We start from the raw sequence: 25,005 nt of genomic DNA, 5'->3' as shown, positions 1-25,005 counted from the left end.
TCAATTGTTTCCCGAACGGACCAGCTCGCGGTCCGGCGCGCCCAGCGGATCGCGGCTCAGGCTCGCGCCCTCGACGTCGACCCTCGGCAGGATCCTGTCAAGCCAACCCGGCAGCCACCAGGCGCGGCGGTCGAGGAGCGCCATGACCGCCGGGACGATGGCCATCCGGACCACGAACGCGTCCAGGAACACCGCGGCGGCGAGGCTGAAGCCGATCATCTTGATGAAGGCGTCGTGCTCGGCGATGAACCCGGCGAAGACGGCCATCATGATCAGAGCGGCCGCGACGACGACACGCGCGCTGTGCCGGAAACCGGCTTCGATCGCCCCGCGCGGCTTTTCGCCCTGGACGTAGTCCTCGCGCATCCGCGACACGAGGAACACCTGGTAGTCCATGGCCAGCCCGAACACGATCCCGATCATGAAGATCGGCACCGCGCTCATGATCGGACCGGTCTGCTCGACCCCCAGCAGGCCGGCGGCGAACCCCTCCTGGAACACCAGCACCATCGCCCCCAGCGCGGCCACCGCCGACAGCAGGAAACCGAGAGCCGCCTTGACCGGGATCAGGATCGAGCGGAACACCAGCAGCAACAGCAACACGGCGAGCCCGACCACCGTGGCCAGGTAGGGCAGCAGCGCGTCCTGGAGCTTGCCGGCCAGGTCGATGTTGACCGCCGTCGTCCCGGTGACCTTGAACGTCGCACCCGTACCGCCGGTGAGCTCGGCTCGCGCGTCGCGCAGGTCGCGGACCAGGTCCTTGGTCGCCTCGTCGGTGGGGCTGGTGGAGGGGACGACCTGGAAGAGCGCGGTGTCCTTGGCGTCGTTGAAGATCGGTGGGGAGACCGACACCACCCCGCTCGTCCCGGCCATCCCGCCGGCGATGGACTCGACCGCCTTCTCCCGGTCGGCCGCGCCCTTGGCATCGACCACGATCATCAGTGGGCCGTTGAAGCCGGGGCCGAACGCCTTGGCCAGCGCGTCGTAGGCCCGACGCTGCGTCGTCGAGGTCGGCCTGGACTCGTCCCCCGGCATACCCAGCTCCAGCGACGCGGCGGGGATCGCGAGCGCGCCGAGCAACGCCACACCCAGGCCCAGGACGGCGATCGGCCGGCGAAGCACAAGCCGCGCCCACCGGGTGCCGCCGCGACCCGGAGCCTTGTCGCCGGCGGCCACCTGACCGCGGCGGGCGGAGCGGGACAGCACCTTGTCGGGCACGAACCCGAGCACCGCCGGTACCAGGGTCAGCGCGACAAGGACGGCCACCACCACCGCGGCGACCGCGGCCAGCCCCATCTTGGTCAGCATCGGGATGCCGATCACCGCCATGCCGGCCAGCGCGATCACCACGGTCAGGCCGGCGAACGCCACGGCGGAGCCGGCGGTGCCCACCGCGAGGGAGACCGCGTCGATGGCGGAAAGGCCGCGGGCCCGCTCCTCGCGGTATCGGGAGACCACGAACAGGGCGTAGTCGATCCCCACGGCGAGACCCAGCATCAGCGCCATCGTGCCGGTGGTGGCGGACAGGCCGAGCGCGTTGCCGACCGCGAGGATCGACATCATGCTCACCGCGACCCCGAGCAGCGCGGTCAGCAGCGGCAGCCCCGCTGCGACAAGCGAGCCGAACGTGATCAGCAGGATCACCGCGGCGAGACCGATGGCGATGATCTCCGCGACGCCACCACCGCCACCGGGCTCCATCGCGCTGCCGCCGGCCTCGACGGTCAGCCCCGCCTTCCTCGCGGCATCGGCGGCGGCTTCGATCTCCGCGACGCTGGCGTCGGTGACCGCGCTGGCCTTCACGGCGAACCTGATGCTCGCGTACGCCGCCGATCCGTCGCCGCTGACCGCGCCGGCCTGGAACGGGTCGTCCACCATGGCGACCTGACCGCCGCCGGCGAGCTGCCGGACGGCCGACTCGATCGCCGACTTGTACGGCGCCGAGGTCACCGTCGCGCCCGCCGGGGCCACGAACACGACGGTCGCGTCGCCGGCGTCGGCGGTGAGGCCGGGGAACCGCTGCCGCATCAGGTCGAAGGCGGTCTGCGACTCGATGCCCGGCACCGAGAAGTCGTCGTCGGGCGCTGCCGCCGCCGTCAGGCCGGCGAAGAGAGTGCCGGCCAGGATGGCCAGCCACACGAGCACCACCGGGCCGCGGCGCCTGAAAGCGAACCGGCCGAGCCGAGCCAATAACGTTGCCACAGGACGTCTCCATCTGAAGTGTCGGAAGACATCACGATCTCCGTGACGACCCGTGCCTGTCGTCCTGCGGCTGATGGCAGCTGACTACTGAATCGGAACCCCCACCCGTAGGGGGTGTACCGCGATCGCAGTACGCCGGAGTGTCTGCGGCTGGACGATGCCGCCGCCCGATCTTGCGACGAATCTTGAGCCACATCGAGTGAGACAGCTGGAGGGTGGCACATGATCGAGGTGAACGAGCTCAGCAAACGGTACGGCGAGAAGCTCGCGGTCGACTCGTTGAGCTTCGCCGTACGGCCGGGCGTGGTCACCGGCTTTCTCGGCCCCAACGGGGCGGGCAAGTCGACGACGATGCGTGTGATCATGGGCCTGGACCGGCCCACGGCGGGTCAGGTGCGGGTCAACGGCCGCCAGTACGCGCAGCTGAAGGCGCCGCTGCGGGAGATCGGGGCGCTGCTGGAGGCGAAGGCGATCCACCCGGGGCGCTCGGCGTACCACCATCTGCTGGCCCTGGCGGCGAGCAACGGCATCGGCAAGAGCCGGGTGCTCGACGTCATCGACATGGTCGGGCTGACCGACGTGGCCCGCAAGCGGGCCGGCGGCTTCTCGCTCGGCATGGGGCAGCGGCTGGGCATCGCCTCGGCGCTGCTCGGCGACCCGCGGATCGTCATGCTGGACGAGCCGGTCAACGGGCTGGACCCCGAGGGCGTGCTGTGGATCCGCAACCTGCTCAAGAGCCTGGCCGGGCAGGGCCGGACGGTCTTCGTCTCCTCACACCTGATGAGCGAGATGGCGCTGATCGCCGAGGACCTCATCGTGATCGGCCGGGGGCGGCTGCTGTCCGCCGGGCCGATCGCCGACTTCATCGGCCAAGCGTCCAGCCGCAGCGTCCGGGTGCGTTCGCCGCAGGCCGCGAGCCTGCGCGGCGTGCTGCTGGGCGACGGCGTCACGGTCACCAACGCTGAACCAGGCGTCCTTGAGGTCACCGGGCTGGACGCCGCGGAGATCGGTGAGCGCGCGGCCGCCGCCGGCGTGGTCCTGCACGAGCTGTCGCCGCGGGAGGCCTCGCTGGAGGAGGCGTTCATGGAGCTCACCCGCGACTCCGTCGAGTACCACGCCAGCACCGACGCGCTGGCCAGCGCCGGAAGGACGAACTGATGACCACCACCGACCTGCGGGTCACACCGCCGCGGGTAGTCCGCATGGAGTGGATCAAGTTCTGGTCGCTGCGTTCCACGATCTACACGTTGGCGATCACGGCGCTGCTCACGATCGGGATCGGGACGCTCATCACCAGCGTCATCAGCGCCGCGGACGACGGTCCCGGCCAGGACGACTTCAGCGACCCGGCCGCGATCAGCCTCAACGGGGTGATGCTCGCCGCGCTCTCCATCGCGGCACTGGGCGTGCTCATGAGCACCAGCGAGTACGCCTCCGGGATGATCCGGGCAACGCTGGCGGCGGTACCGGCCCGCCTGCCGGTGCTGTGGGCCAAGGCGATCGTCTTCGCCGCGGTGAGCTTCGTGCTGATGTTCGCCACGTCGATGGTGGCTTTCCTGGCCGGCCAGGCGATCCTCTCCTCCCGCGGCTTCGACAGCGTCACGCTCGCCGATCCCGGGGTGTTCCGCGCGGTCGTCGGCGCGGCGGTCTACCTGACCGGTGCCGGGCTGATCGGTCTGGCCGTGGGCGCGCTGCTGCGCAACACCGCCGGCGCGATCACGACCGTGGTCGGCGCGCTGTTCGTGGCGCCCATTCTCATCCAGCTCCTGCCGGCCAGCTGGAACGACGCCATCTCGCCCTACCTGCCCTCGAACGCCGCCGGGTCGTTCATGGCCGTGGAGGCGGCAAGCCCGTCGCTGTCGGCCTGGCCCGGGTTGGCGGTCTTCGCCGGCTACGTGGTGGTACTCCTGGCCGGCGCCGCCGTCCTGCTCCGGCGCCGCGACGCGTGACAGTACGGTGAACACATGATCGGCCTGGCGTGGCTGCGGCGGTTGAACCGCAAGCACCCACACCTGCTCGACGCCGCCCTCGCCACCCTGGTGGCGGGGGTTGGCGCGCTGCCGTTCGTGCTCGGCTTCGGCCCCGACGACCGCCAGCCGACCGGCGCCGACGCGGTGGCCGCGGTGTTCGCGTTCGTACTCCTGCTGGCCCGGCGCCGGGCGCCGCTGGCCGTGCTGGCGCTCGCGATCCTCGGTGAGATCGCGGTCACCGCCGCGTCCGGCGACCGGACGCCGATACTCGAGGTCACCGCGATCATCGCGGTCTACACCGTCACCCGGACCGCCAGCCGGCGGGTCGCGCTCGTCGCCGCGCTCGTCGCCGCCGTCAGCCTGTACGCGATCAACGCCGTCACGATCGGTTCGCTCACCGACCCCGAGAGCCTGGGTGCGATCGCCTGGACCGGCATGGCGGCCGCCATCGGCGGCACCGTCCGCACCTGGCGCGACTACCTCGCCGCGACCGAGGAGCGGGCGATCCGTGCGGAGGCGACCAAGGAGGAGGAGGCCCGCCGCCGGGTCGCCGAGGAGCGACTGCGCATCGCCCGGGAGCTGCACGACGTGATCGCGCACCACATCGCCTTGATCAACATCCAGGCCGGTGTTGCCAGCCACGTCCTGCGCAGCCAGCCCGACCAGGCCGACGAGGCGCTCGGCCACATCCGTGAGGCCGGCCGCACGGTCCTGGACGAGCTGGGCTCCCTGCTGTACGTGCTGCGCCAGTCCGGGGACGAGGCGCAACCCACCGAGCCCGTCCCGGGCCTTTCCCGCCTCGGGCACCTCGTGGAGTCGCTGACCGCCGCCGGGCTGCGGGTCCAGCACCGGCAGGCCGGCCAGCCGCGGCCGGTGCCGATCGCCGTCGACATCGCCGCGTACCGGATCATCCAGGAAGGGCTGACCAACGCCCAGAAACACGGCGCGGGCGGGGCCCGGCTGCTGGTCGACTACCGGCCGGACGCGCTGCGCATCGAGATTCGCAACGCCGTGAGCAGCCGCCCGTCCGCGGCCGCCGGCACCGGAAACGGGCTGACCGGCATGCGCGAACGCGCCCACGCCGTCGGTGGCACCCTGGACGCCGGGCTCGACCCGGACGGCACCTTCCGCCTCGAGGCCCGGCTGCCCCTGCCCGACCTGCCGACCGACGGCCACGTCGCCGTGATGGAGACCGCCGGATGACCATCCGCGTCCTGCTCGCCGACGACCAGGCCCTCATCCGGGCCGGCTTCCGCATGCTGATCCAGAACGCGCCCGACCTCGACGTCGTGGGCGAGGCGACGAACGGGCACGAGGCGGTGCGGCTGGCCCGCGAAACCCGCGCCGACGTCATCCTGATGGACATCCGCATGCCCGACCTGGACGGCCTCGCCGCGACCCGGGCCATCACCGCCGACGACGCCCTGGCCGGGGTACGGGTGCTGATCCTGACCACGTTCGAGGCCGACGAGTACGTCTTCCAAGCCCTGCGCGGCGGGGCCAGCGGCTTTCTCGGCAAAGGTGTCGAGCCGGCCGACCTGCTCGACGCGATCCGGGTCGTCGCCGGCGGCGAGGCGCTGCTGTCGCCGAAAGCCACCAAAGCCCTCATCGCCCGGTACCTCGCCAGCCCTGAACCCACCACCGGCGCCGCACCCGCCGAGCTGGCCGCCCTGACCGAACGCGAGCGCGAGGTGCTCACCCTCGTCGCCGCCGGACTCTCCAACGACGCCATCGCCGAACGCCTCTACGTCTCCCCGCTGACCGCGAAGACGCACGTCAACCGGATCATGGCCAAGCTGGGCGCGCGCGACCGCGCCCAGCTCGTCGTCCTGGCCTACCAGACGGGCTTCGCCCGCTCCGGTCCTTCGTGACCGCGGCTCCTCAGCGCCCGCCGGCCTCGTCCACACCCGGCAAACCTGACGGCGCGTCACCGGATGAGCTGGCGCGCGACCGGCCAGGCGCCGCCCGACCAGTTGGAGACCACGGTCCAGGTGGTGGCGGTGTCCGGGTCGTGGACAGAGCGGAACGACACCCCGGCGTCGTGGCCGTCGAGCTGCACGCGCCCGTCCGGCCGCAGCCAGAAGCCGAGCCCGTACCCGAAATCCTTGTGGGCCCGTTCGGTGCGCGGGCGGACCAGGTCGGCCACGGACGCCGGTGACACGATCGCGCCGGCGAACAGCGCGCGCCAGAACGTGCTGATGTCCGCCACCGTGCTGTACGCCCCGCCGTCGCCGTTGCCTCGTACCGGTAGGTGCAGCACGTTGCTGCGCAAGCCGTCGGCGTACAGGTAGCCGGTAGCGGTGTTCGGCGGCAGCTCGTCGGAGCGCGGGTAGGCGGTGTCGGCCATGCCGCCCGGACCGAACACCCGCGCGGCGACCACGTCGTGGAAGGGCATGCCGCTCACGCGTTCGAGGACGAGAGCGAGCACCAGGTATCCGCTGTTGCAGTACTTGAACCGCTCGCCGGCCGGAAACACCGTGGGACGGCCGTCGAGCATGGGCAGGAACGCTTCGGTGCGGTCCAGGCGGTGCACCGGCTCGCTCAGGACGTAGTCGGTGAGCTCGAAGTCGCCGTCCTCGTCGAGGTAGTCGCCGATGCCCGACCGGTGCGCCAGCAACTGCTCGACGGTGACGTCGGCGGCGACGAGCGGCAGGTCCACGCCCAGAATCGACCGGGCGGTCGTGTCCAGCCGCAGGTCGCCCGACTCGATCAGGCTCGCGACGGCGACCGCGACGAAACCCTTGGAACCGCTGGCGAGCGCGAAGCGGGTGTCGTCCCGGTTTGGCACCCCGTACGCCCGGTTGGCCAGACCGTAGGCCCGCCGCGACGACGGCCCGCCGGCGCGGTCCACCGAGATCACGCCGCTGAAATCCGCCGGAACCGTCAGACCGTCCACGCCACGCAGCTTAGGCCTCGGCAATCTTGGCGATCTTCAGACCGCCGGCCGCTTCGTACCTAGCGTGGAAGGTAGCCGCGCGAACCAGGCTGCCGCGCGGATGGGTTGTGGAGGAACCATGACTGCGATGACCCGAAACGAGACGCCCTTGGCGATCGAGGGTGGCGGTGTGGAACTGCGTATGCGCGAGGTCGGCGGCGACCTGACCGTCGCGTTCGTCCGGCTCCCGCAGGGCACCGACATGACGCCGGCCGTCAAAGGGCTGCCCGATGACATGTGTCAATGCCCGCACTGGGGATACCTGTTCAAGGGCCGGCTGCGGATGCGGACGAAAGAAGGAGACCAGATCTACGAGGAGGGGCAGGCGTTCTACTGGCCCCCCGGTCACGTGCCGGAGGCCCTCGAGGATTGCGAGTACGTGGACTTCTCGCCGACCGAAGAGTTCAAGAAGGTGATCGACCACGTCAAGTCCCAGATGGGCTGACCGGCCACTCAGGCGCAGGGTGGGCGCTCGTATCCTTCCGGGGTGGGAAATGATCTTCTGCGGGAGTTCGTCGAGGCCGATCGGGAACGCCGCCTCGACGTACGGCATCGTGGTCCATCGGGAGGGTGTGCCGGATGCCGTACATCGGTTTCGGTCGGACGACCGGGTACGCCGTGATCAGCCCGCGCCGCCGCGCCGCGGTCACCGTCACCGCACACTCCGAGCGCGACAACGACCTCCTCGACGCGATCCACGAGCTTGTCCTGGACCGCCTCTGAGCGGTCGCGTCCGCCTCCGAGGGCCCGCGATAATGGGCGGCCATGCGGCGGGTTCTGTTGTACACGGTGCTCGTGGTCTTTGTGGGTGCCTGCGGCCTTGGCGAGGCGCTGACCGACTACGGCGAGTCGGTGGTCCTGAAGCCGGCCGACGTGGTGGGCACCTGGCAGAGCGGCGCGTCGCGGACGATCACCTTCGCCGAGGACGGCAGGTTTTCCGCGGCCGACCTCCCGCGCGAGGCGTTCGCGTCCATGGTGCCCGACGGTTTCGACCCCGCGCGCGACCGGCTCGACGGCAGCGGTACCTGGGAGATCGAGACGGTCCGCGAGGCGGCGTCCGGTGTGACGATGCGCTTCGAGGAGTTCGGCGGCAGGCAGACGCAGGGCGACGGGCCGGAGCTGACCGCGAAGCGCCGGGAAGGTGTCGTATACCTGGTGTACTACTACGTGGGCGACGACGGAAACAGCTGGACCGCCTACCACAAGCCGTGACCGCCGAGCCCGAGGTGCGGCGGCGCCCGGCGGAAAATCGGTTCCGATCGTCGGGGCGTCTGGCGTAGACACGACGGATGGGTGAGGTGCGGCTGTCGGGCGGTCACACCACGGGCGCCGTGCTGATCGGCGATGTGGTCCACAAGCCTGCCGCGCCGTCGACGGCGACGGTGCACGCGCTGCTGCGACACCTGGAGGGTGTCGGGTTCGACGGCGCTCCGCGGGCGCTCGGCTTCGACGACCAGGGCCGGGAGATGGTCACCTATCTGCCCGGCGACACGGTCGGTGAAGGGATTCCGTGGCCGCGGTGGGTCTCCGCGGAGTCGATCCTGGTCCAGGTCGGTCGCTGGCTGCGGCGGCTGCACGACGCGACGGCGAGCTTCGTGCCGCCGGCGGGGGAGCGGTGGTTCATCGGTGAGGCGGTGCGGCCGGGCCTGATCGTCGGCCATCAGGACGCCGCGCCGTACAACGCGGTGGTGGACGGTGACCGGCTGGTCGGCTTCTGCGACTGGGGTGCGGCGGGCCCGTCCTCACGGGAGTTCGATCTGGCGCTGTCCGCGTTGTGGTGGGTGCCGCTGTGCCCGCCGGAGGCGGTCGAGCCGCTGGGCTTCCACGACTTCGCAGGCCGGTCCCGACGCCTGCATCTGTTGCTGGACGCGTACGGGTACCAGGGAGACCGGGCGGCGTTCGGAGCGGTGATCGTGCGGCGGGCCCGCCGTCAAGCCGCGGCGATCCGCCGGATGGCCGACGAAGGGGACCAGGCTGCGGCCAGACTGTTGTTTGTCGCGCGCTATTTCGAGTCGGCCGCCACGGACCTCGAGGCGTTGCCGCACACGTTCTGGACGCACTGTTAGGAAATGTAATGCAGGATCACGTTGTGTACGTGGTGGGCCTTCTGCGCGCCGCGAAACTCCACCTCGTACGTGTGGGTGCCCACGTTGATCGCGATGGAGCCGGTGGAGAAGAACTCGCCGCCCCATGACTTGTTGCTCACGACGCTCACGCTCGTGACCTTCTGGTACGGGATGCTGGTGATCGCGACGCGTTTGCCCACGAACGATTTGTCCTGGATGATGACGCGCCGCGTGGTGAGGCCGATGAAGCCGGTGCCGGCACCGATCGCGTCGTAGACGGCGATGACCTCCTCGCCGTCGAGGAGGCCGCTCCGGATCTGGCGTAGCTGCTCACGTCGGTCGTGGATCACCTGTGCCATGACCTCGACGGTAGCGTCACGGCGCGACCAGCCCCGGGCGCGGCCGCGCCTTTCTGGATACCGCAGGCGCCGGCTCGGTTCCTTGTCGTCTGGCTGTCCCTTGTCTACGGTGCGGTGATGATTTCGCGACTGCTGGCGGTGACCTTCGACGCGCACGACCCGGCTCGGCTGGCGGAGTTCTGGGCCGGCATGCTCGGCCGGGAGGTCGTCGAGGACGCCGGTGGTGCGCTCCTGCCCGGCGACGACACCCAGCTCGGCCTCCGGTTCGTCCCGAGCCGCGGTGAGAACGCCGGGCCGAACCGTATGCATCTCCACCTGACCAGCGACACCGACGCCGACCAGCAGGACAAGGTGGCGGCGGCGCTGGGGCTCGGCGGCGCCCACCTCGATGTCGGACAGCTCCCCGAGGAGGGCCACGTCGTGCTGGCCGATCCCGAGGGCAACGAGTTCTGCGTGATCGAAGCGGGCAACGCCTTCCTCGCCGGGTGCGGGCTGCTCGGTGAGCTGGCCTGCGACGGCACCCGGCAGGTCGGCCTGTTCTGGAGCGAGGCGCTGGGCTGGCCCCTGGTGTGGGACCAGGACCAGGAGACCGCGATCCAGTCACCGCACGGCGGCACCAAGGTCGCGTGGGGAGGCCCGCCCGTGGCCCCGAAGGTCGGGAAAAACCGGCAGTGCTTCGACCTCGTCGCAGGCGGTGACGACCAGCAGGCCGAGGTCGACCGCTTGGTGTCGCTGGGGGCCACCCGCCTCCCAGCCGGTCCGGACGGCGCCGTGTGGCTGGCCGATCCCGACGGTAACGAGTTCTCGGTGCGGGTGAGATGACCACCGCGAGCGATGAGTCCGCCTGGCGGATCGCGTCTTACCCGACATGACTCGAATCATCGCGGACATCTCGGTCTCCCTCGACGGCTTCGTCACCGGGCCCGACCCGGGCCCGGACAACGGTCTGGGTACCGGGGGTGAGGCGCTGCACACCTGGGCGTTCTCCGACGACCCCGACGATCGCCGGGTCCTGCGCGAGGCGACGGCCCGTTCGGGCGCGGTCGTCCTCGGCCGGCGGCTCTTCGATGTGGTCGACGGGCCGGGCGGCTGGGACGACGAGGTCGGCTACGGCGCCGGCGAGGTCGGCAAGCCCGCGTTCGTCGTCGTGACGAGCGCGCCGCCGGAGTCGGTGCGGCTCACCAACCTCGACTGGACGTTCGTCACCACCGGTCTGTCCGACGCCATCGGTGTGGCGCGCCGGCGTGCGGAGGAGGCGTCGTCGGCCAGCGGCCAGGACCTCGACGTCGTCCTGATGGGCGGTGGCGCCGTCATCGGCTCGGCGATCGCGGCTGGACTTGTCGACGTGCTGACGCTGCACCTCGCGCCCGTCGTGCTGGGGGCCGGGACGCCGCTGTTCACCGGCGGCGCGCCGCGCACGCTGGTGCGGCGGAGCGTTACCGCCACCACGACGGCGACCCACCTCACGTACGACGTCGTCTGAGCCGGGATCCGCGCCGGCGAAGCCGCCGGCACGTCGAGACCATCGACGTGCCGGCGCCGTGGAGCGAGACGGCTCAGAACTGGGCGTGGGTCATCGTGTACCAGGTCGGAACGATCGTGGTCAGCACCATTACCACGAGCACCGCGAGCGACGTGAGCACGCGCCGGGTCGTGGGCGGCGCCGGCGCGATGGGCCGGTGGCCAGACCGTCCCACCGCGATGAACGCGGCGACCGCTCCCAGGACGAGGTTCGCCGGCACCAGCGCGTACTCGCCGCGCGTGATGTGGAAGCCGGCGGCCAGGACCATCGTCAGCGCCAGACCGGCGGCGGCGAGCGGAGCCAGCTTCGGCTTGACCCTGGTGATGGCCGGCAGGATCAGGCCGATGCCGCCGAGCACCTCGCAGACCCCGATGAGGACGATGAGCGGCTGCGGCACCGCGGCGTACCAGGCGGCGGCCCGAGGCGCTTCCGCGTACAGGACCGCGTCGTAGAGCAGTACCTTGCCGAAGCCGCTGCCGGCGAAGAAGAAGCCCCAGAGGATCTGGAGCGCCCAGAGTACGCCGTTGAGGGTCAACCGCAGCTCACGCCGCTGGTTCTCGACGGCGACGGGGTTCACGCTGACATCCGCGAGCGAGTGCATGGCTTGTCTCCTAACGAGTGGCTGATGAGATCAGCTTCTCGTCGGGCGGCGCGGATCCACATCCGTGTTCACCACGGAACCGGCCACTGAACCGCAGTGGGGGAATGCGTACGGACGCGGCGGAGTTGACGCCAGGTAGTTGAAGCATCAAACACCTCTCGGTGGAGGTCACCATGGGTTCTCTGACGATGCGCGCGTACCTGCCCTCCATCCGGCTGTGGGGCGTGACCACGGCAGCCGCCGGTCGGCGGCGTCCCGCGCTGTCCAAGGGCGAGCGGGTGCTGTTGAGCGAGCGCGACGCCGGGACCAGGCGGCGGGTGGTCGCCACCGCCGGCGCGGTCCACTACCAGGACCTCGATCGCGGGTTCGCGGCCTGGCACCGGCTCGGCTGGGACGAGGTCGAGCGGGCCGACTGGGACGCCGACCGCGGCGAGCTCCACCTGGTAAGCCTGGCGGCGGCGCCCGACCTGGTGCTGCGCTCGCCGGGCGCCCGCCGGCTGCTCGACCTCGCGCGCGAGCGGATCAGGGCGACCACGCTCGTGCGGGTCGGGTGGCTGACGGCGCGGCGGCCGGCCGGCGGTGAAGGCGAGGTGCGCTGGGTGGTGCGGCCCGGGCCCGGGGTCGAGCTGACCGACGCGGAGATCGCGGAGGCCATCCAGACCGTGCGGGTCCAGGCCGGTCTTTAGCGCGGTGGCCACCAACGCTCACCCGAGCCGGCGAAGCCGGCCGACGCACTAGAGAGCTTTCGGAGTCGGGGTTGCTCTGGCCTCTGGATCCCTCTTTGGACAAAAGATGTGAGCTACCGCGATGCCCGTCGTGGTCCGTGCCGTTGCTCCCGCGGCCTCACCCGTCCGCCGCTGGTCACGCTTACCCCGGCGGCTGCGCCGGGCCCTTGCGCCGTTTAGTCGACAGCCTTCCCGACGGACCAGCCGCAGCCGGTCCGTGAAGGCTTCCACCAGTCGTGTCCTCACTAGGGCTTGCCGCGCGGGCGTGGCAGCGGAGGGCGGGGGTTTCGGCGAGTGCTGCGAGCCGCCGGCCGCAGCGGTCTCCGGCGGGAGCGGCGGTCCGCGGCTGACGCGAATCCGGGATACCCGTTTCGAGCGGTCCTCAAGGCTCTGGAGACCTTTCGGGGTCAGGGTGGCTTCGGCCCTATTTAGACAGAGGTTTGAGCTACGGCGATGTGCGTCGTGGTCCGTGCCGTTGCTCCCGCGGCCTCACCCGTCCGCTGTTGGTCGCGCCGGTGGTCGACGTTTGTCCACAATGTCTATTCCCGGATCGGCGATCCGGAAAGCAACAGGGGTTTCGTCGCGGCGGGTAACCGCTGCGGCGGTGTGCGCGGCGCGACGTTCGAGATCTAGGAGAGTTGGGGCGCTATTTCAGCCCTAAGTCTCCTAGATCTCGAGTCTGGCCCCCTTTGGGTGGCTACCCTGCGTCAGGATCGCGGGAGGTAGGGCTCGCGAAGACCCCGGCGGGGCTTGTCTCGCGGAGCTGGCAGTGGACGGCCGGGGGTTTCGGTGAAAGGTCTTTAGTTACAGCCGTTCGCCGGTGGTGGCGTGGAAAGCGTGGTGTGAGCCGACGCGAGGCTTGACGTAGACGACCTCGCCCATCTGCGGTGCCCGTCGCGGCTCGACCCGGACCACGAACCGCTCGTCGTGTCCCTCGAGCGCCACGGTGCCGTATACGTATGCATCCGAGCCGAGCTCCTCGACGAGCTCCACCTTGATCGGCATGCCGCCGTCGTCGGCGCCGACCAGCTCGGTGTGTTCCGGCCGGAACCCGACCCGCACGTGCGCGGCCCCGTCGGCGCGGGCGGCGGCGACCTGCTCGGCGGTCAGCGGCACCACCATGCCGCCGAACACGCCACCTTCGTCGGTCAGCGGCACCGCCTTGATGTTCATGGCCGGCGAGCCGATGAACCCGGCGACGAACACGTTGACCGGCCGGTCGTACAGCGCCCGCGGGGTGTCGACCTGCTGGAGCACGCCGCCGTCCAGCACAGCCACCCGGTGTCCCATGGTCATCGCCTCGACCTGGTCGTGCGTGACGTACACAGTGGTGATGCCGAGGTCGGCTTGGAGCGTCGCGATCTGCGTGCGGGTCTGCACGCGCAGCTTGGCGTCCAAGTTGGACAGTGGCTCGTCCATCAGGAAGACCTGCGGCTGCCGCACGATCGCTCGTCCCATCGCCACCCGCTGGCGCTGGCCGCCGGAGAGCGCCTTGGGCTTGCGGTCCAGGTACTCCTCCAGCTGGAGCAGCGCCGCGGCCTTCTTCACCCGCTCCGCGATCTCGTGCTTGGGCGTGTGGCGGAGCTTGAGCGCGAACGCCATGTTCTCGTACACCGTCATGTGCGGGTAGAGGGCGTAGTTCTGGAACACCATGGCGATGTCCCGATCTTTGGGTGGCAGGTTGGTGACGTCGCGGTCGTCGATGAAGATGGCGCCCTCGTCGACGTCTTCCAGCCCGGCGAGCATCCGGAGCGCGGTCGACTTGCCGGAGCCGGACGGACCCACCAGCACAAGAAACTCGCCATCCGCGATGTCCAGGTCGAGCGCGTCGACGGCCGGCCGGGTGGTGCCCGGGTACACCCGGGTGGCCTTTTCGAACCTGACGGTAGCCATGGTCGTGGCCCCTTCCGTCCATTGAAGTTGACGTATCAACTACGCCGATCCGAGCCTACGCCCGGCGGATCATGTGGCGCGGCGTGAGATAGGCGACATGCGGGCGCGGACGACGGTCCGCCCGCGCGCGGAGCTCGGGAAGCGGTCGAGCCGGGCGCGCACCTCCTCGGCGTCCACGTCGGCGCCGAACAGCTCGGTACCCGGTTCGAATCGGACGCCCGCGGAAAGCGGGCCGGCGACGACCGGGTCGAAGCCGAACCTGTCGACGAGGTCGGCGACCGTGGCGAGGTCGTCCGGGTCGTCGCCGGCGATCGCGACGGCCACGCGCCCCGGCTGTCCCGCGGGGCGGGCCTTGTCCTCGACGTCGTGGTAGCCGACGTGGTTGAACGCCTTGACCACGCGTGCGCCGCGCAGGAACGCCTGGACCGTCTCGCTCGACGAGGTACGCGGGTCGGTGAGGTCGTCGCGGATGCCGTCGACCTCCCACCAGTAGTTCATGGCGTCGAGGACGAGCTTGCCGCGCAACGCCTCCACGGGAAGGCCCCGGTACTTGCCGAGCGGCAGAGCGAGCACGACGATGTCCGCGCGCGCCGCGGCGTCGGCGGCCGTGGTGGCGACCGCGCCGGGCGTGAGCACCTCGACGGTGAGGGCGATCTTCGCCGGGTCGCCGGAGCCGGCTACCAGCACCCGGTAGCCGGCCGCCAGCGCGAGCCTGGCCAACACCGTGCCCATCTTGCCGGCGCCGAGGATGCCGATGGTCGTCACGTCATCCGCCAAGGATGTCGCGGACCATCGGGATCACCTTGCCGCCGTAGAGCTCGACGGCGCGCATGCGGGCGCCGGCCGGCTGCGTTCCCGCGGTGTAGATGAGGTCGAACCGGCCGACGCCGAGATCCTTGACGGTGCGGGCGATCCTGCGGGCCACGGTGTCGGGCGATCCTATGTAGAGGGAGCCGTGCTCGACGTCCGCGTCGAACTCCTCGCGGCGGACCGGCGGCCAGCCGCGCAGGCGTCCGATGCGGTCGCGGATGACCCGGTAGCGCGGCCAGAACACCTCCTTGGCCTCCTCGTCGGTGTCGGCGACGAAGCCGGGGGAGTGCATGCCGACCGGGTGCGCGGTGGTGCCGAACTGCTCGGCGGCGCGCCGGTACAGGTCGACGTATCCGGCGAAGCGCTTGGGCGGGCCACCGATGATGGCGAGCATGAGCGGCAGTCCATAGTGGGCGGTGCGGATGACCGACTGCGGCGAGCCGCCGACGCCCACCCACGTGCTCAGCCGCCCCGACTCCGTCTTGGGGAAGACGTCGGCGGCGTCGAGCGCGGGGCGCACGGTGCCGCTCCAGGTGACCGGCTTCTCGTCCAGCAGCTTCACGAAGAGCTCGATCTTCTCCTCGAACAGCTTGTCGTAGTCGCGCAGGTCGTACCCGAACAGCGGGAACGACTCGGTGAACGAGCCGCGCCCGAGGATGACCTCGGCGCGGCCACGGGACAGCGCGTCCACTGTGGCGAAGCGCTGGAACACCCGGACCGGGTCGTCCGAGCTGAGCACGGTGACGCCGGACGCGAGCCGGATCCGCTCGGTGCGGGTGGCGATCCCGGCCAGCACGGTCTCCGGGGTGGAGATCGAGTACTCCGGCCGGTGGTGCTCGCCCAGCGCGATGACGTCGACGCCGAGCTCGTCGGCCAGCACCGCCTCGTCGACGACCTGGCGGATCGCGGCGGCGTGCGACAGCAGGGTGCCGGCGTCGTCCTCCGGCACGTCGCCGAAGGTGTCGAGGCCGAACTCCAGGTCGGACATGAGAAGCTCCTCGCAAGTAGATGACACGTCAATTATGTATCATGTGGTTGACGCGTCAACAAGGAGGACCCATGGCGCAGGACACACCCCGCCGGAGGGGACGCCAGCTGCCGACGAAGGAGCAGCTGCGCGTCTGGCGAGAGTTCATCGAGACCGCCGAGACGCTGCGGTCGGAGATAGCGTCCCGGCTACAGAGCGAGACCTCGCTGTCGCCCGGCGACTACGCGGTGATGCTCGCGCTCAGCGAGGCGCCGGGCACGCGGATGCGCTCCTCCGACCTGGCGGCGGCCATCGGCTGGGAGCGCAGCCGCCTGTCCCACCACCTCGGCCGGATGGAGCGGCGCGGGCTCATCCGCCGCGAAGACTGCGTCACCGACAGCAGGGGAGCGGAGGTGGTGCTCAACCCGGCCGGCGGTGAGGCGTTCCGGGCCGCGACCTATCCGCATCTGCGCGCCGTTCGCGAGCTTTTCGTCGACGCGCTCACACCGGAGCAGCTCGCCGCCGCGGGTGAGGTCGCCACGGCGCTGCGAGTGGGTCTCGACTCAGCGCATTGACAGGCGTTAACACGAACGGTGAAACTGGGAGCGCTTCCAGCAAAGATCTTCAATGCGAGGAGACGGGATGAAGCGCTCCATCGCCGCCTTGGCGGCCGGCACGGTGGCGGTCGGGCTCGCGGCGGCCGTGCTGCCGAGCGCGTCCGCCGCGGCCGCGGGCTGCCGGGTGAACTACTCGGTGACCAGCCAGTGGCAGGGCGGGTTCCAGGGTGACGTCAAGATCACCAACCTCGGCGACCCGCTCGCCGGTTGGACGCTCGGCTTCGACTTCCCGGCCGCCGGTCAGCGGCTCACCCAGGGCTGGAACGCGACCTGGACCCAGTCCGGCGGCCACGTCACGGCCGCCAGCATGTCCTGGAACGGCAACCTGGCCACCAACGCGACGGTCTCGATCGGCTTCATCGGCGCCTGGACGTCCACCAACCCGCTCGCCACCGGCTTCACGGTCAACGGCGTGACCTGCAACGGCCCGGTCACCCCCACCGCCTCCGCGCCGACCTCGGCACCGCCGACGAGCGCGCCGCCGACGACCGCGCCTCCCACCGGCCTCGCCTCGGTGCACACGGCGGGCCGGGTCAAGGTGGCCGGCGACACCGCGCAGTTCAGTTGGCCGGGCGTCTACTTCGAGGGTCGGGTCCGCGGCACCGGTGTCGGCGTCGTGCTCAACGACCCCAACAGCGACTACGAGATCCAGGTCGACGGCGCGACCGCCGCGACGCTCGTGACCCCCGCCCAGGGCACCCATTGGGTCAACGGCCTCGGCAACACCGAACACTCCGTGCGCCTGGTCAAGCGCGGCGAGAGCCCGTGGGCCACCAGCGCGTTCGGCGGCTTCGTCGCGGCACCCGGCGGCGCGGTCCTGGCCAAGCCCGCCGCGCGTACCCGGCAGATCGAGTTCATCGGCGACTCGCACACGGCCGGCTACGGCAACATGTCGACCACCCGCGACTGCACCGGCGACCAGGTCAACCGCACCACCAACGCCGACCAGACCTTCGGCGCCATCACCGCCAAACGCCTCAACGCCGACTACCAGCTCAACGCCTTCTCCGGCCGCGGCATGGTCCGCAACTACAACGGCGGCGAACCGGGGACCAGCTACCGCACCTACTACGACCGCGCGCTGCTCGCCGTCGACGGCGACGTCTGGCCCGTGCCGGCCAGCTGGCGGCCACAGCTCGTCGTGGTAGGCCTCGGCATCAACGACTTCTCCACCGCCATCAACTCCGGCGAGCCGTGGACGCCGGACAGCCTGATCGCCGCGTACCGCACCGCGTACCACGGCTTCATCGACAAGCTACGGGCCCGGTACGGCGCCAACGCCGTGATCGTCGTGGTCTCCGCCTACATGAGCAACACCACCGCGTTCAGCGACGCCACCCAGCAGGTCGTCCGCGAGCGCAACACCCAGGGCGACAGCCGGGTGCGCCACTTCTCGTACGGCGAGTCCGGCCTGGACCTGCTCGGCTGCCACTGGCACCCGTCGCGCCAGGACCACCAGGTCATCGCCAACCAGCTCGGCACCTTCATCGCCACCCTCCCACTGACCTGGTGACCACCGCCGACGCGGATTGTCGCGTTGACGGGCCCGGCCGGCTGAGCGCAGCCGGCCGGGCCCTCCGCTTTCTCGCACGGTAGGCGGCGGCGTTCACAGGTTCGGCATGATTCGGTTTCGTGAACCTCCGCGCGGATGCTGAGAGTCTGTCCGTCCACTGAGGAGGAAGATCGGGATGTCGCGTCTCAGAAGGATGCAGCATCGTCGACGTGGACCTGGTCGGTCTGTTCGACACGTCGGAGGTCGTGATCACGTCGTCGCGAGGCCTCTACTGTGGACTCTAGGAAGACCCCGCGGCGGCGGGTCTTCGCCACCTGATCGTGGTCGCCCTCCCGAGTGCCGGCTCGCCGGTACGCGGGAGGGCGGTCACCCGTCGACGAGCGCTTGGGCCTGTTCTTCGACGAGCCCGTACTCGAGCTGGCGGGCGATCGCCAGGGCGCGCGAGGCGTGGTCGAGAGCCTCGTCGTGCCGGCCGAGCGCGCGGAACGCACCGGCGAGGCCGACGAGGGCCAGCGCCTCCGGGTGCCGGTCTCCGGTTTCGCGGGCGAGCGCCAGCGCCCGTTCGTGGTGTCGCGCCGCGTCGTCATGCCGGCCGGTGCGGTGGGCGAGGGCGCCGAGGGTGTTGAGGATCTCGGCTTCGATCCGGCGCTCGCCGAGCTCGCGGGTCAACGCCAGCGCGCTCTGGCCGAGCCGTGCCGCCTCGTCGACGGCGCCGACGTCGCACCGCACCGCGGCCAGGACGCGCAAGGTGGTCGCCTCGTTGGTGCGGTCGCCCAGCTCCTGGAAAAGCGGCAGTGCCTCGGTGAGGTACTCCATCGCCTCGTCGAGGCGGCCCTGGGCGTGCCGGATCTCGCCGAGGTAGCCGAGGTCGGTGGCCTCGCCGAGCCTCGATCCGATCGCGCGGTTGATGGTCAGCGCCGTGGCGCAGCACTCGCTCGCCCGCTCCAGCCGACCCATGTGCAGGTAGGCGCGTCCGAGATGGATCAGCGTGACCCCCTCGCCAAACCGCCACCCATTCGCGCGGCACAGCTTCAGACCCTGTTCGAGGTAGTCGACGGCGTCCCGCAGCCGCCCCGAGTCACGGTGCATGACGCCCAGCTGGCAGGTGGCGGCGGCCTCGCACTGCGCCCAACCGATCCGTTCGGCGAGGGCCAGCGCGGGCTCGTACAGCGCGATGGCCAGCTCGCGCCGGCCCTGCCGGTAGTGGGAGTCGCCGAGGCTGAGGTGCAGGGCGGCCTGGGCGCGCAGGTCGCCCTCCGCCTCGGCGGCGGTCAGCGCGGTCTTCGCCGCGTCCTGCCAGTCGACGATGTGCATGCCCAGCCAGAAGTAGCCGCGCAGCGCGTCGGCCAGCAGCCAGGCGCCGGACCGGGGCCCGTGCGCGGCGGCGTGCCGGATCGCGGCGACGAGGTTGGCGCGTTCGGCGTCCAGCCAGGCGAGCGCGGCGGCCTCGTCGGCCATGGCGGCCGGGGTCGGCACGTCGACGGCCGGCATCGGCAGCCGCATGCTCTGCCCGTACAGCATGCGTGCCGCGCTGTCGGCTCCGTTCAGGTACCAGTCGTGCAGGCGCCGCAGCGCCGCCTGGCGGTCGTGGCCGGAGTCTTCGGCGTGGGCGCGTTCGGCGGCGTAGTGGCGCAGCAGGTCGTGGCAGCTGTACCGGCCCAGGACCGGATGGTTGACGAGGTGGACGGCGACCAGACTGTCGAGCTGGCGGCGGGCCTGCGCCGTGTCGGTGCCGGCGAGCGCCGCCGCCGCCTCGACGGTGATGTCCGGCCCGGGAGCGAGCCCGAGCAGCCGGAACGCCCGCCGGGCGTCGGGGTGCAGCGTCCGGTACGACAGGTCGAAGGCGCGGCGTACCTCGGTCTGCTCGTCGCCGTCGACGTCCAGCGCGCTCAGCCGGTCGCCTTCACGCAGCGCGGTGACGTAGTCGGCGACGCTCGGCCACGGGTGGCAGATCAGGTTGGCGGCGGCCACCCGCAACGCCAGCGGCAAGTAGGAGCAGGTGCGGGCCAGCTCCTCGACGGCCGCCGGCTCGGCCGCCACCCGGTCCGGCCCGAGGACCGCGGCCAGGAGGGCGTGCGCCTCGTCCGGGCTGAGCACGTCGAGGGGCAGGCTTTCGGCGCCGTCACGGGCGAGCAGACCGGTCAGCCTGTCCCGGCTGGTGACCAGCACCAGGCAGCCGGGGCTGCCCGGCAGCAGCGGGCGGACCTGGTCGGCGTTGGCGGCGTTGTCGAGCACCACCAGCATCTGGCGGTCGGCCAGCAGCGACCGGTATCGGCCGGCCGCCGTCTGCACGTCGACCGGGATCTGCTCGGCCGGCTCGCCGAGTGAACGCAGCATGTGTGCCAGCGCCTCGATCGGGCGTACCGGCGCTTCGCCGGCGAAGCCGCGCAGGTTGAGGTACAGCTGCCCGTCGGGGAACCGGCCGCGGACCCGGTGGCCCCAGTGCACCGCGAGAGCGGTCTTGCCGACGCCGGCCGTGCCCGCGATGGCCGAGATGACCACCGTGCTCGCCGCTCGCCCCGGGTGTCCCGGCAGCAGCTCGTCGAGCGTGCGCAGGTGGTCGGCCCGTCCGGTGAAGCCGGGCACGTCGGCGGGCAGCTGTGCGGGGATCTCCGGTGCGGGGCCGTCGTCGCCGGCGGGGGTGGGCGTCTCGGACCGCGGCCACACCTCGGACTCGTTGCGCAGGATCGCGGTGTGCAGCCGCTGGAGCGGCGAGCCCGGGGTCAGGCCCAGCTCGTCCGCGAGCCGGACGCGCAGCCGGTCGTACGCCGCCAGGGCCTCGGACTGCCGGCCGGAGCCGTGCAGGGCGAGCATGAGCTGCCCGACCAGGCGCTCGCGGAGCGGGTGCGCGGCGACCAGCTCGGCGATCTCACCCACCAGCTCCCGAGCCCTGCCGAGGCCGAGCTCCAGGTCGAAGCACTCTTCGACGGCGGTGAGCCGCTGCTCCTCCAGGCGCAGCACGACCGCGTCGATCGCCGGCCCGGAAAGGCCGGACAGGGCGGGCCCGCGCCACAGCCGCAACGCGGATCTCAGCTTCGCGGCCGCCGCCGTGGACTCCGCCCGGCCGGCCTGGTCGAGAGCTTCGGCCACGAGGTCGGTGAAGACCTGGGCGTCCAGCTCGCCGGGGCGCGGCACGATCCGGTATCCGCGACCGTCGCTGACGATGGTGGAATCCCGTGCGCCGCCGCCGGACAGCGCGCGGCGCAGCGCCGATACGTCGTTTTGGATCTGGCGTCGAGCGGTCGCCGGCGGGTCGTCATCCCAGACCGCGTCCACCAGGCGCTCCAGCGGGATCACCTGGCCGGCGTTGGCTAGCAGTAGCGCCAGGACCGTCGCCTGTCGCCGGCCGGTCGGGACGATCGAGCGATCGCCATCCACCACTTTCACCGGCCCCAGGATGAGAAACCTCACCTCGCCTCCCCGTCGTCCCCCGGCCACGATACCGGCTCGGGCAAGGAGGTATTGACGGTTAACTTTATTTAGTGTTCTCTCTGTGTGAGAGCGCTCTCTTGTCCTGGGGGTCCGGATGTTCGTACGCCGCGCCGCAACGCTCGCCATCCTCGTGGCGGCCGCCAGTCTCACCGCCGTCGCCGGTCCGACCGGCACCGGAGGCGCCACCGCGGTGACCCCGCCACCGGGTCCGATCGCCGCGCCGCCAATGGGCTGGAACAGCTGGAACCGGTTCGGCTGCGACATCGACGAAAACCTGATCAAGGCCACCGCCGACGCGCTGGTCAGCAGCGGGCTGCGCGAGGCCGGCTACACCTACGTCAACATCGACGACTGCTGGATGGCCAGCACCCGCGACGCGCAGGGGCGCCTCCAGCCACATCCGACCCGCTTTCCGGGCGGCATCAAGGCGCTCGCCGACTACGTGCACGCGCGCGGGCTCAAGCTCGGCATCTACGAGTCGGCCGGCACGGCCACCTGCCAGGGTCTGCCGGGCAGCCTCGACCACGAGACCGTCGACGCGCAGACCTTCGCCTCCTGGGAGGTCGACTACCTCAAGTACGACAACTGCAACCACCAGAACAGGCCCGACGCCGAACGCTACCGGGCCATGGGCGAGGCGCTGCGGGCCACCGGACGCTCCATTGTGTACAGCATCTGCAATTGGGGCCTCGCCGACCCGTGGCTGTTCGGCCCGACGGTCGGCGGGGTGGCCTGGCGCACGACCGGCGACATCAGCGACTCGTGGGGCAGCGTGACCTCGATCCTCGACCAGCAGGCGGGGCTCGAAGTGTTCGCCCGCAAGGGTTTCTACAACGACCCCGACATGCTCGAGGTGGGCAACGGCGGCATGACGCAGGCGGAGTACACGGCGCACTTCTCGCTGTGGGCGCTGCTCTCCTCGCCGATGCTGCTCGGCAACGACCTGCGTTCGATGTCCGCGAGCACACTTTCCATCGTGGCCAACCGCGACGTGCTGGCGGTCAACCAGGACTGGGGTGGCTCGCAAGGGCGCCGGGTGGCCGACTTCGGCGAGACCGAGGTGTGGGCCAAGCCGATGAGCGACGGGTCAGCCGCCGTGGTGCTGTTCAACCGGACCGGCGCGCCGGCCACGGTCGCGACGACGGCGGCCGGCGTCGGGATCGGCGGTTCCAGCCAGTACACGGTGAAGGACCTGTGGTCGAAGGCCACGTCGACCTCGGCCGGCGCCATCTCGGCGACGGTGCCCGCGCACGGCGTGGTGATGTACCGGGTGACCCGCGCCGGCTCGCTGGCCGCGCCGCCGGCGTCCGGCACGCTCCAGGTCGGCGACATGAGCTGGCTCGCGTCGTCGAACGGGTGGGGTCCGGTCGAGCGCGACCGGTCCAACGGGGAGCAGGGCGCGGGCGACGGCGGCCCGATCAGCGTCGGCGGCACGACGTTCGCCAAGGGGATCGGAGCCCACGCCGACTCCGCCGTCCACGTCTTCCTGGGCCGTGCGTGCCGCACCTTCAGCACGCGGGTCGGTGTCGACGCCGAGAGCGGCGGCAACGGCTCGGTGCGCTTCGCCGTCTACGGCGACGGGCGGCTGCTCGGACACACCGTCGTGAAGGGCGGGGGACAGGCGCCGACGACACTCGCGGTCTCCACCGGCGGCTATCTGGCCCTGGAGTTACGCGCGACCGACGCGCGCGACAGCATCGACTACGACCATGCCGACTGGGGCAGCCCGACGCTCGTCTGCGGCGGTTCGGGCGCCGGCTCGTTCGCCTCCGACCGCGCCTGGTCGTCGTCCACGAACGGTTGGGGCAGTGCCGAGCGCGACCAGTCCAACGGCGAGCAGCTCACCTCCGACGGCGGCGTGCAGGCGGTCAACGGCGCCTTCTATCCAAAGGGCATCGGCGTACACGCCGCCGCCGACCTGGCGATCGGGGTGGCCGGGTGCAGCCGCTTCACCGCGGTGGCCGGCATCGACGCGGAGACCGCCGGCCGGGGCAGTGCCGTGTTCTCCCTGGTGGCCGACGGCACGACCGTCTACACGAGCCCGACCGTGACCGCGGCGTCGCCGGTCCTCGTCGACGTCGACGTCGCGGGCCGCACGACGCTGCGCCTTGTCGTGGCCGACGCGGGCGACGGCAAGGACTACGACCACGCCGACTGGGCGGACGCCCGCCTGCTCTGCTGACGGCCGTCCACCCAGGACCGGGTGCTCAGTCGTGGTCGCGCAGCCAGTGCCGGATGTCCTTCAGCACGGCCGCGTCGGGCTCGCCGTACGCGCCGTTGAACTTGGACGTCACGTTCATGGCGTGGCCGACCCCCGGGTACGTGATGACCGTGTGGTCGGTGCGCCCGGCCTTGGCGATGGCCGCGTCCGCGATCAGCGCCGAACGCGCCGGGGTCTGCACGTCGTTCTCACCGTTGAGCAGCAGCGTGGGTCCGTCGAACCTGGGCAGGTCCTCGGACACGTCGGAGAACCGGTCGATGTCGACGAGGTAGGCGGCGATGTCCGGCGGGATGCCCGTCGCGTTCGGATAGTTGTCGATGCCGCTCTTCTTACGCAGGATCGGGCCGACCTCCGCGTCGATGGCGAGCCTACCGTCCCGGTTGCGGTCGGCGCCGCGGGTGAGCACCTCGCGGTAGAGCGTGACGACCTCGTCCGGCTGCCCGACGAGACCGTCGGTGGACTCCCTGTCGGTGAGCTGCCCGTCGCCGTCGACGTCGAACTCCTCGTGCAGCTGGGCGAGCTGGCGGCCGAAGAGCTGATAGGTGATCAGCTCGCGGATGTTGGAGCCGACCACGCCCATCGCGACCACCGCGGCCGGCTCGGGGATGCCGGCGGCCGCCGGGTTCGCGGCGAGGTTGCTGGCGACCTGCGTGCCCTCGCTGTGTCCGAGCAGGACGATCCGCGCGGGGTCCACCTTGGACAGCGTGGTGGCGAAGCGCACGACCGACGCCGCGTCACGCAGGATCTGCTCGTACGGCTTCGGCGGGTTGAGCTGTGCCTCGTCGTCGGACAGCACCGGCCCGACGTCGGTGACGCCGCGCTTGTTGAAGCGCAGGACGGCGTACCCTTCGCGGTTGGCGGCCTGGGCGACCGGCACGAAGATCGAGCCCGCCCCTTCCGGCAGCGTCTCGTTCATGTCGTTGTCGCCGCTGCCGTGCAGCAGCACCACCAGCGGCAGGCGGCCACCCGAGCCGCGCGGGTAGGTCAGCTCGCCCTTCGACGTCCAGCCCTTCTCCATGCGGATCGACACGGGTTCGCGGACGATGCCGGCCCAGCCCGACGCGGCGCCGGCCGGCGTCTGGGCCTGTGCGACCGGGACGCCCACGCCGAGCAGCGCGGCGACGGCGGCCGCCACTCCGATGACGCGTACTTTCGACGACATTCCACTCTCC

23 protein-coding genes are annotated in these 25,005 nt (G+C 71.2%); 14 read left to right on the top strand and 9 right to left on the bottom strand.

Annotation, left to right across the window (positions count from 1 at the left end; translation table 11 throughout):
* Entirely contained in the window at positions 1 to 2,202 is a 2,202-nt protein-coding gene (locus AC5L36_RS07770) for an MMPL family transporter (protein ID WP_441216905.1), read from the bottom strand.
* A 222-nt stretch (positions 2,203 to 2,424) separates the two neighbouring features.
* On the opposite strand from AC5L36_RS07770, the gene AC5L36_RS07765 reads away from it, so the two are divergent.
* Genes AC5L36_RS07765 through AC5L36_RS07750 form a run of 4 tightly spaced genes read left to right on the top strand, consistent with a single transcriptional unit; the run spans position 2,425 to position 6,043 of the window.
* A complete protein-coding gene (locus tag AC5L36_RS07765; RefSeq protein ID WP_441216904.1) occupies positions 2,425 to 3,360 on the top strand; it encodes an ATP-binding cassette domain-containing protein in 936 nt (311 codons plus the stop codon).
* Positions 3,360 to 4,151 carry an ABC-2 transporter permease gene (locus AC5L36_RS07760; protein ID WP_441216903.1) on the top strand — a complete coding sequence of 264 codons (792 nt, stop codon included), beginning with the start codon at positions 3,360 to 3,362 and terminating at the stop codon, positions 4,149 to 4,151. Before AC5L36_RS07765 ends, AC5L36_RS07760 begins: the two co-directional genes overlap by 1 nt.
* Positions 4,152 to 4,166: 15 nt before the next feature.
* Positions 4,167 to 5,375 carry a sensor histidine kinase gene (locus AC5L36_RS07755; RefSeq protein ID WP_441216902.1) on the top strand — a complete coding sequence of 403 codons (1,209 nt, stop codon included), beginning with the start codon at positions 4,167 to 4,169 and terminating at the stop codon, positions 5,373 to 5,375.
* Complete coding sequence (locus tag AC5L36_RS07750; RefSeq protein ID WP_441216901.1) at positions 5,372 to 6,043, top strand: response regulator; 672 nt, start codon at positions 5,372 to 5,374, stop codon at positions 6,041 to 6,043. Before AC5L36_RS07755 ends, AC5L36_RS07750 begins: the two co-directional genes overlap by 4 nt.
* A 56-nt stretch (positions 6,044 to 6,099) precedes the next feature.
* On the opposite strand, the gene AC5L36_RS07745 is transcribed toward AC5L36_RS07750, so the two are convergent.
* Positions 6,100 to 7,068: a serine hydrolase domain-containing protein gene (locus AC5L36_RS07745; protein WP_441216900.1), complete on the bottom strand. Its 969-nt coding sequence runs from the start codon at positions 7,066 to 7,068 to the stop codon at positions 6,100 to 6,102.
* 127 nt (positions 7,069 to 7,195) lie between these two features.
* Here AC5L36_RS07745 and AC5L36_RS07740 point away from each other — a divergent pair, with 127 nt between their 5' ends.
* The 4 genes from AC5L36_RS07740 to AC5L36_RS07725 all read left to right on the top strand — a co-directional run bounded on the left by AC5L36_RS07740 (position 7,196) and on the right by AC5L36_RS07725 (position 9,173).
* Complete coding sequence (locus AC5L36_RS07740) at positions 7,196 to 7,552, top strand: cupin domain-containing protein (protein ID WP_441216899.1); 357 nt, start codon at positions 7,196 to 7,198, stop codon at positions 7,550 to 7,552.
* A gap of 134 nt (positions 7,553 to 7,686) precedes the next feature.
* Positions 7,687 to 7,830 (top strand): hypothetical protein, encoded by a 144-nt coding sequence (locus AC5L36_RS07735; protein WP_441216898.1) that lies wholly within the window; start codon positions 7,687 to 7,689, stop codon positions 7,828 to 7,830.
* Between the two features lie 42 nt (positions 7,831 to 7,872).
* The gene (locus AC5L36_RS07730; protein WP_441216897.1) at positions 7,873 to 8,319 is read left to right on the top strand and encodes a hypothetical protein; all 447 of its coding nucleotides are present in this window, start codon (positions 7,873 to 7,875) and stop codon (positions 8,317 to 8,319) included.
* Between the two features lie 77 nt (positions 8,320 to 8,396).
* On the top strand, positions 8,397 to 9,173 hold the full coding sequence (locus AC5L36_RS07725; RefSeq protein ID WP_441216896.1) for a phosphotransferase: 777 nt from the start codon (positions 8,397 to 8,399) through the stop codon (positions 9,171 to 9,173).
* On the opposite strand, the gene AC5L36_RS07720 is transcribed toward AC5L36_RS07725, so the two are convergent.
* Positions 9,170 to 9,532 (bottom strand): PH domain-containing protein, encoded by a 363-nt coding sequence (locus AC5L36_RS07720; RefSeq protein ID WP_441216895.1) that lies wholly within the window; start codon positions 9,530 to 9,532, stop codon positions 9,170 to 9,172. The genes AC5L36_RS07725 and AC5L36_RS07720 overlap by 4 nt on opposite strands.
* Before the next feature lie 117 nt (positions 9,533 to 9,649).
* Here AC5L36_RS07720 and AC5L36_RS07715 point away from each other — a divergent pair, with 117 nt between their 5' ends.
* On the top strand, positions 9,650 to 10,354 hold the full coding sequence (locus tag AC5L36_RS07715) for a VOC family protein (RefSeq protein WP_441216894.1): 705 nt from the start codon (positions 9,650 to 9,652) through the stop codon (positions 10,352 to 10,354).
* Positions 10,355 to 10,400: 46 nt separating this feature from the next.
* Positions 10,401 to 11,015: a dihydrofolate reductase family protein gene (locus tag AC5L36_RS07710; RefSeq protein ID WP_441216893.1), complete on the top strand. Its 615-nt coding sequence runs from the start codon at positions 10,401 to 10,403 to the stop codon at positions 11,013 to 11,015.
* A 73-nt stretch (positions 11,016 to 11,088) separates the two neighbouring features.
* Here the strand turns inward: AC5L36_RS07710 and AC5L36_RS07705 are convergent, their stop codons facing one another.
* The gene (locus AC5L36_RS07705) at positions 11,089 to 11,655 is read right to left on the bottom strand and encodes a DoxX family protein (protein ID WP_441216892.1); all 567 of its coding nucleotides are present in this window, start codon (positions 11,653 to 11,655) and stop codon (positions 11,089 to 11,091) included.
* A gap of 173 nt (positions 11,656 to 11,828) precedes the next feature.
* On the opposite strand from AC5L36_RS07705, the gene AC5L36_RS07700 reads away from it, so the two are divergent.
* A complete protein-coding gene (locus AC5L36_RS07700) occupies positions 11,829 to 12,341 on the top strand; it encodes a hypothetical protein (protein ID WP_441216891.1) in 513 nt (170 codons plus the stop codon).
* Positions 12,342 to 13,184: 843 nt separating this feature from the next.
* Here AC5L36_RS07700 and AC5L36_RS07695 read toward each other — a convergent pair.
* The 3 genes from AC5L36_RS07695 to AC5L36_RS07685 form a co-directional block, all read right to left on the bottom strand.
* Positions 13,185 to 14,273, bottom strand: a complete 1,089-nt coding sequence (locus AC5L36_RS07695; protein WP_441216890.1) for an ABC transporter ATP-binding protein — start codon at positions 14,271 to 14,273, stop codon at positions 13,185 to 13,187.
* A 69-nt stretch (positions 14,274 to 14,342) separates the two neighbouring features.
* Positions 14,343 to 15,038, bottom strand: coding sequence for an NADPH-dependent F420 reductase (locus AC5L36_RS07690; RefSeq protein ID WP_441216889.1), 696 nt, complete (start codon positions 15,036 to 15,038; stop codon positions 14,343 to 14,345).
* Position 15,039: 1 nt separating this feature from the next.
* On the bottom strand, positions 15,040 to 16,071 hold the full coding sequence (locus AC5L36_RS07685) for an LLM class flavin-dependent oxidoreductase (protein ID WP_441216888.1): 1,032 nt from the start codon (positions 16,069 to 16,071) through the stop codon (positions 15,040 to 15,042).
* 71 nt (positions 16,072 to 16,142) lie between these two features.
* Here AC5L36_RS07685 and AC5L36_RS07680 point away from each other — a divergent pair, with 71 nt between their 5' ends.
* Both AC5L36_RS07680 and AC5L36_RS07675 read left to right on the top strand, forming a co-directional pair.
* Positions 16,143 to 16,625 carry a MarR family winged helix-turn-helix transcriptional regulator gene (locus AC5L36_RS07680; RefSeq protein ID WP_441216887.1) on the top strand — a complete coding sequence of 161 codons (483 nt, stop codon included), beginning with the start codon at positions 16,143 to 16,145 and terminating at the stop codon, positions 16,623 to 16,625.
* A 67-nt stretch (positions 16,626 to 16,692) separates the two neighbouring features.
* Positions 16,693 to 18,180, top strand: coding sequence for a cellulose binding domain-containing protein (locus AC5L36_RS07675; protein ID WP_441216886.1), 1,488 nt, complete (start codon positions 16,693 to 16,695; stop codon positions 18,178 to 18,180).
* A 366-nt stretch (positions 18,181 to 18,546) separates the two neighbouring features.
* Here AC5L36_RS07675 and AC5L36_RS07670 read toward each other — a convergent pair whose 3' ends face one another.
* Positions 18,547 to 21,567, bottom strand: a complete 3,021-nt coding sequence (locus AC5L36_RS07670; protein ID WP_441216885.1) for an AfsR/SARP family transcriptional regulator — start codon at positions 21,565 to 21,567, stop codon at positions 18,547 to 18,549.
* A 139-nt stretch (positions 21,568 to 21,706) separates the two neighbouring features.
* Between AC5L36_RS07670 and AC5L36_RS07665 the strand changes: the two genes are divergently transcribed.
* Entirely contained in the window at positions 21,707 to 23,794 is a 2,088-nt protein-coding gene (locus tag AC5L36_RS07665) for an NPCBM/NEW2 domain-containing protein (RefSeq protein WP_441216884.1), read from the top strand.
* Positions 23,795 to 23,819: 25 nt separating this feature from the next.
* On the opposite strand, the gene AC5L36_RS07660 is transcribed toward AC5L36_RS07665, so the two are convergent.
* A complete protein-coding gene (locus AC5L36_RS07660) occupies positions 23,820 to 24,995 on the bottom strand; it encodes an alpha/beta hydrolase family protein (RefSeq protein WP_441216883.1) in 1,176 nt (391 codons plus the stop codon).
* Positions 24,996 to 25,005 lie beyond the last annotated feature (10 nt).

Source organism: Phytohabitans sp. LZ39, assembly GCF_059359075.1.
The sequence above is the reverse complement of the archived record's forward strand: the minus strand, read 5'-3'. Positions and strand labels throughout refer to the sequence as shown.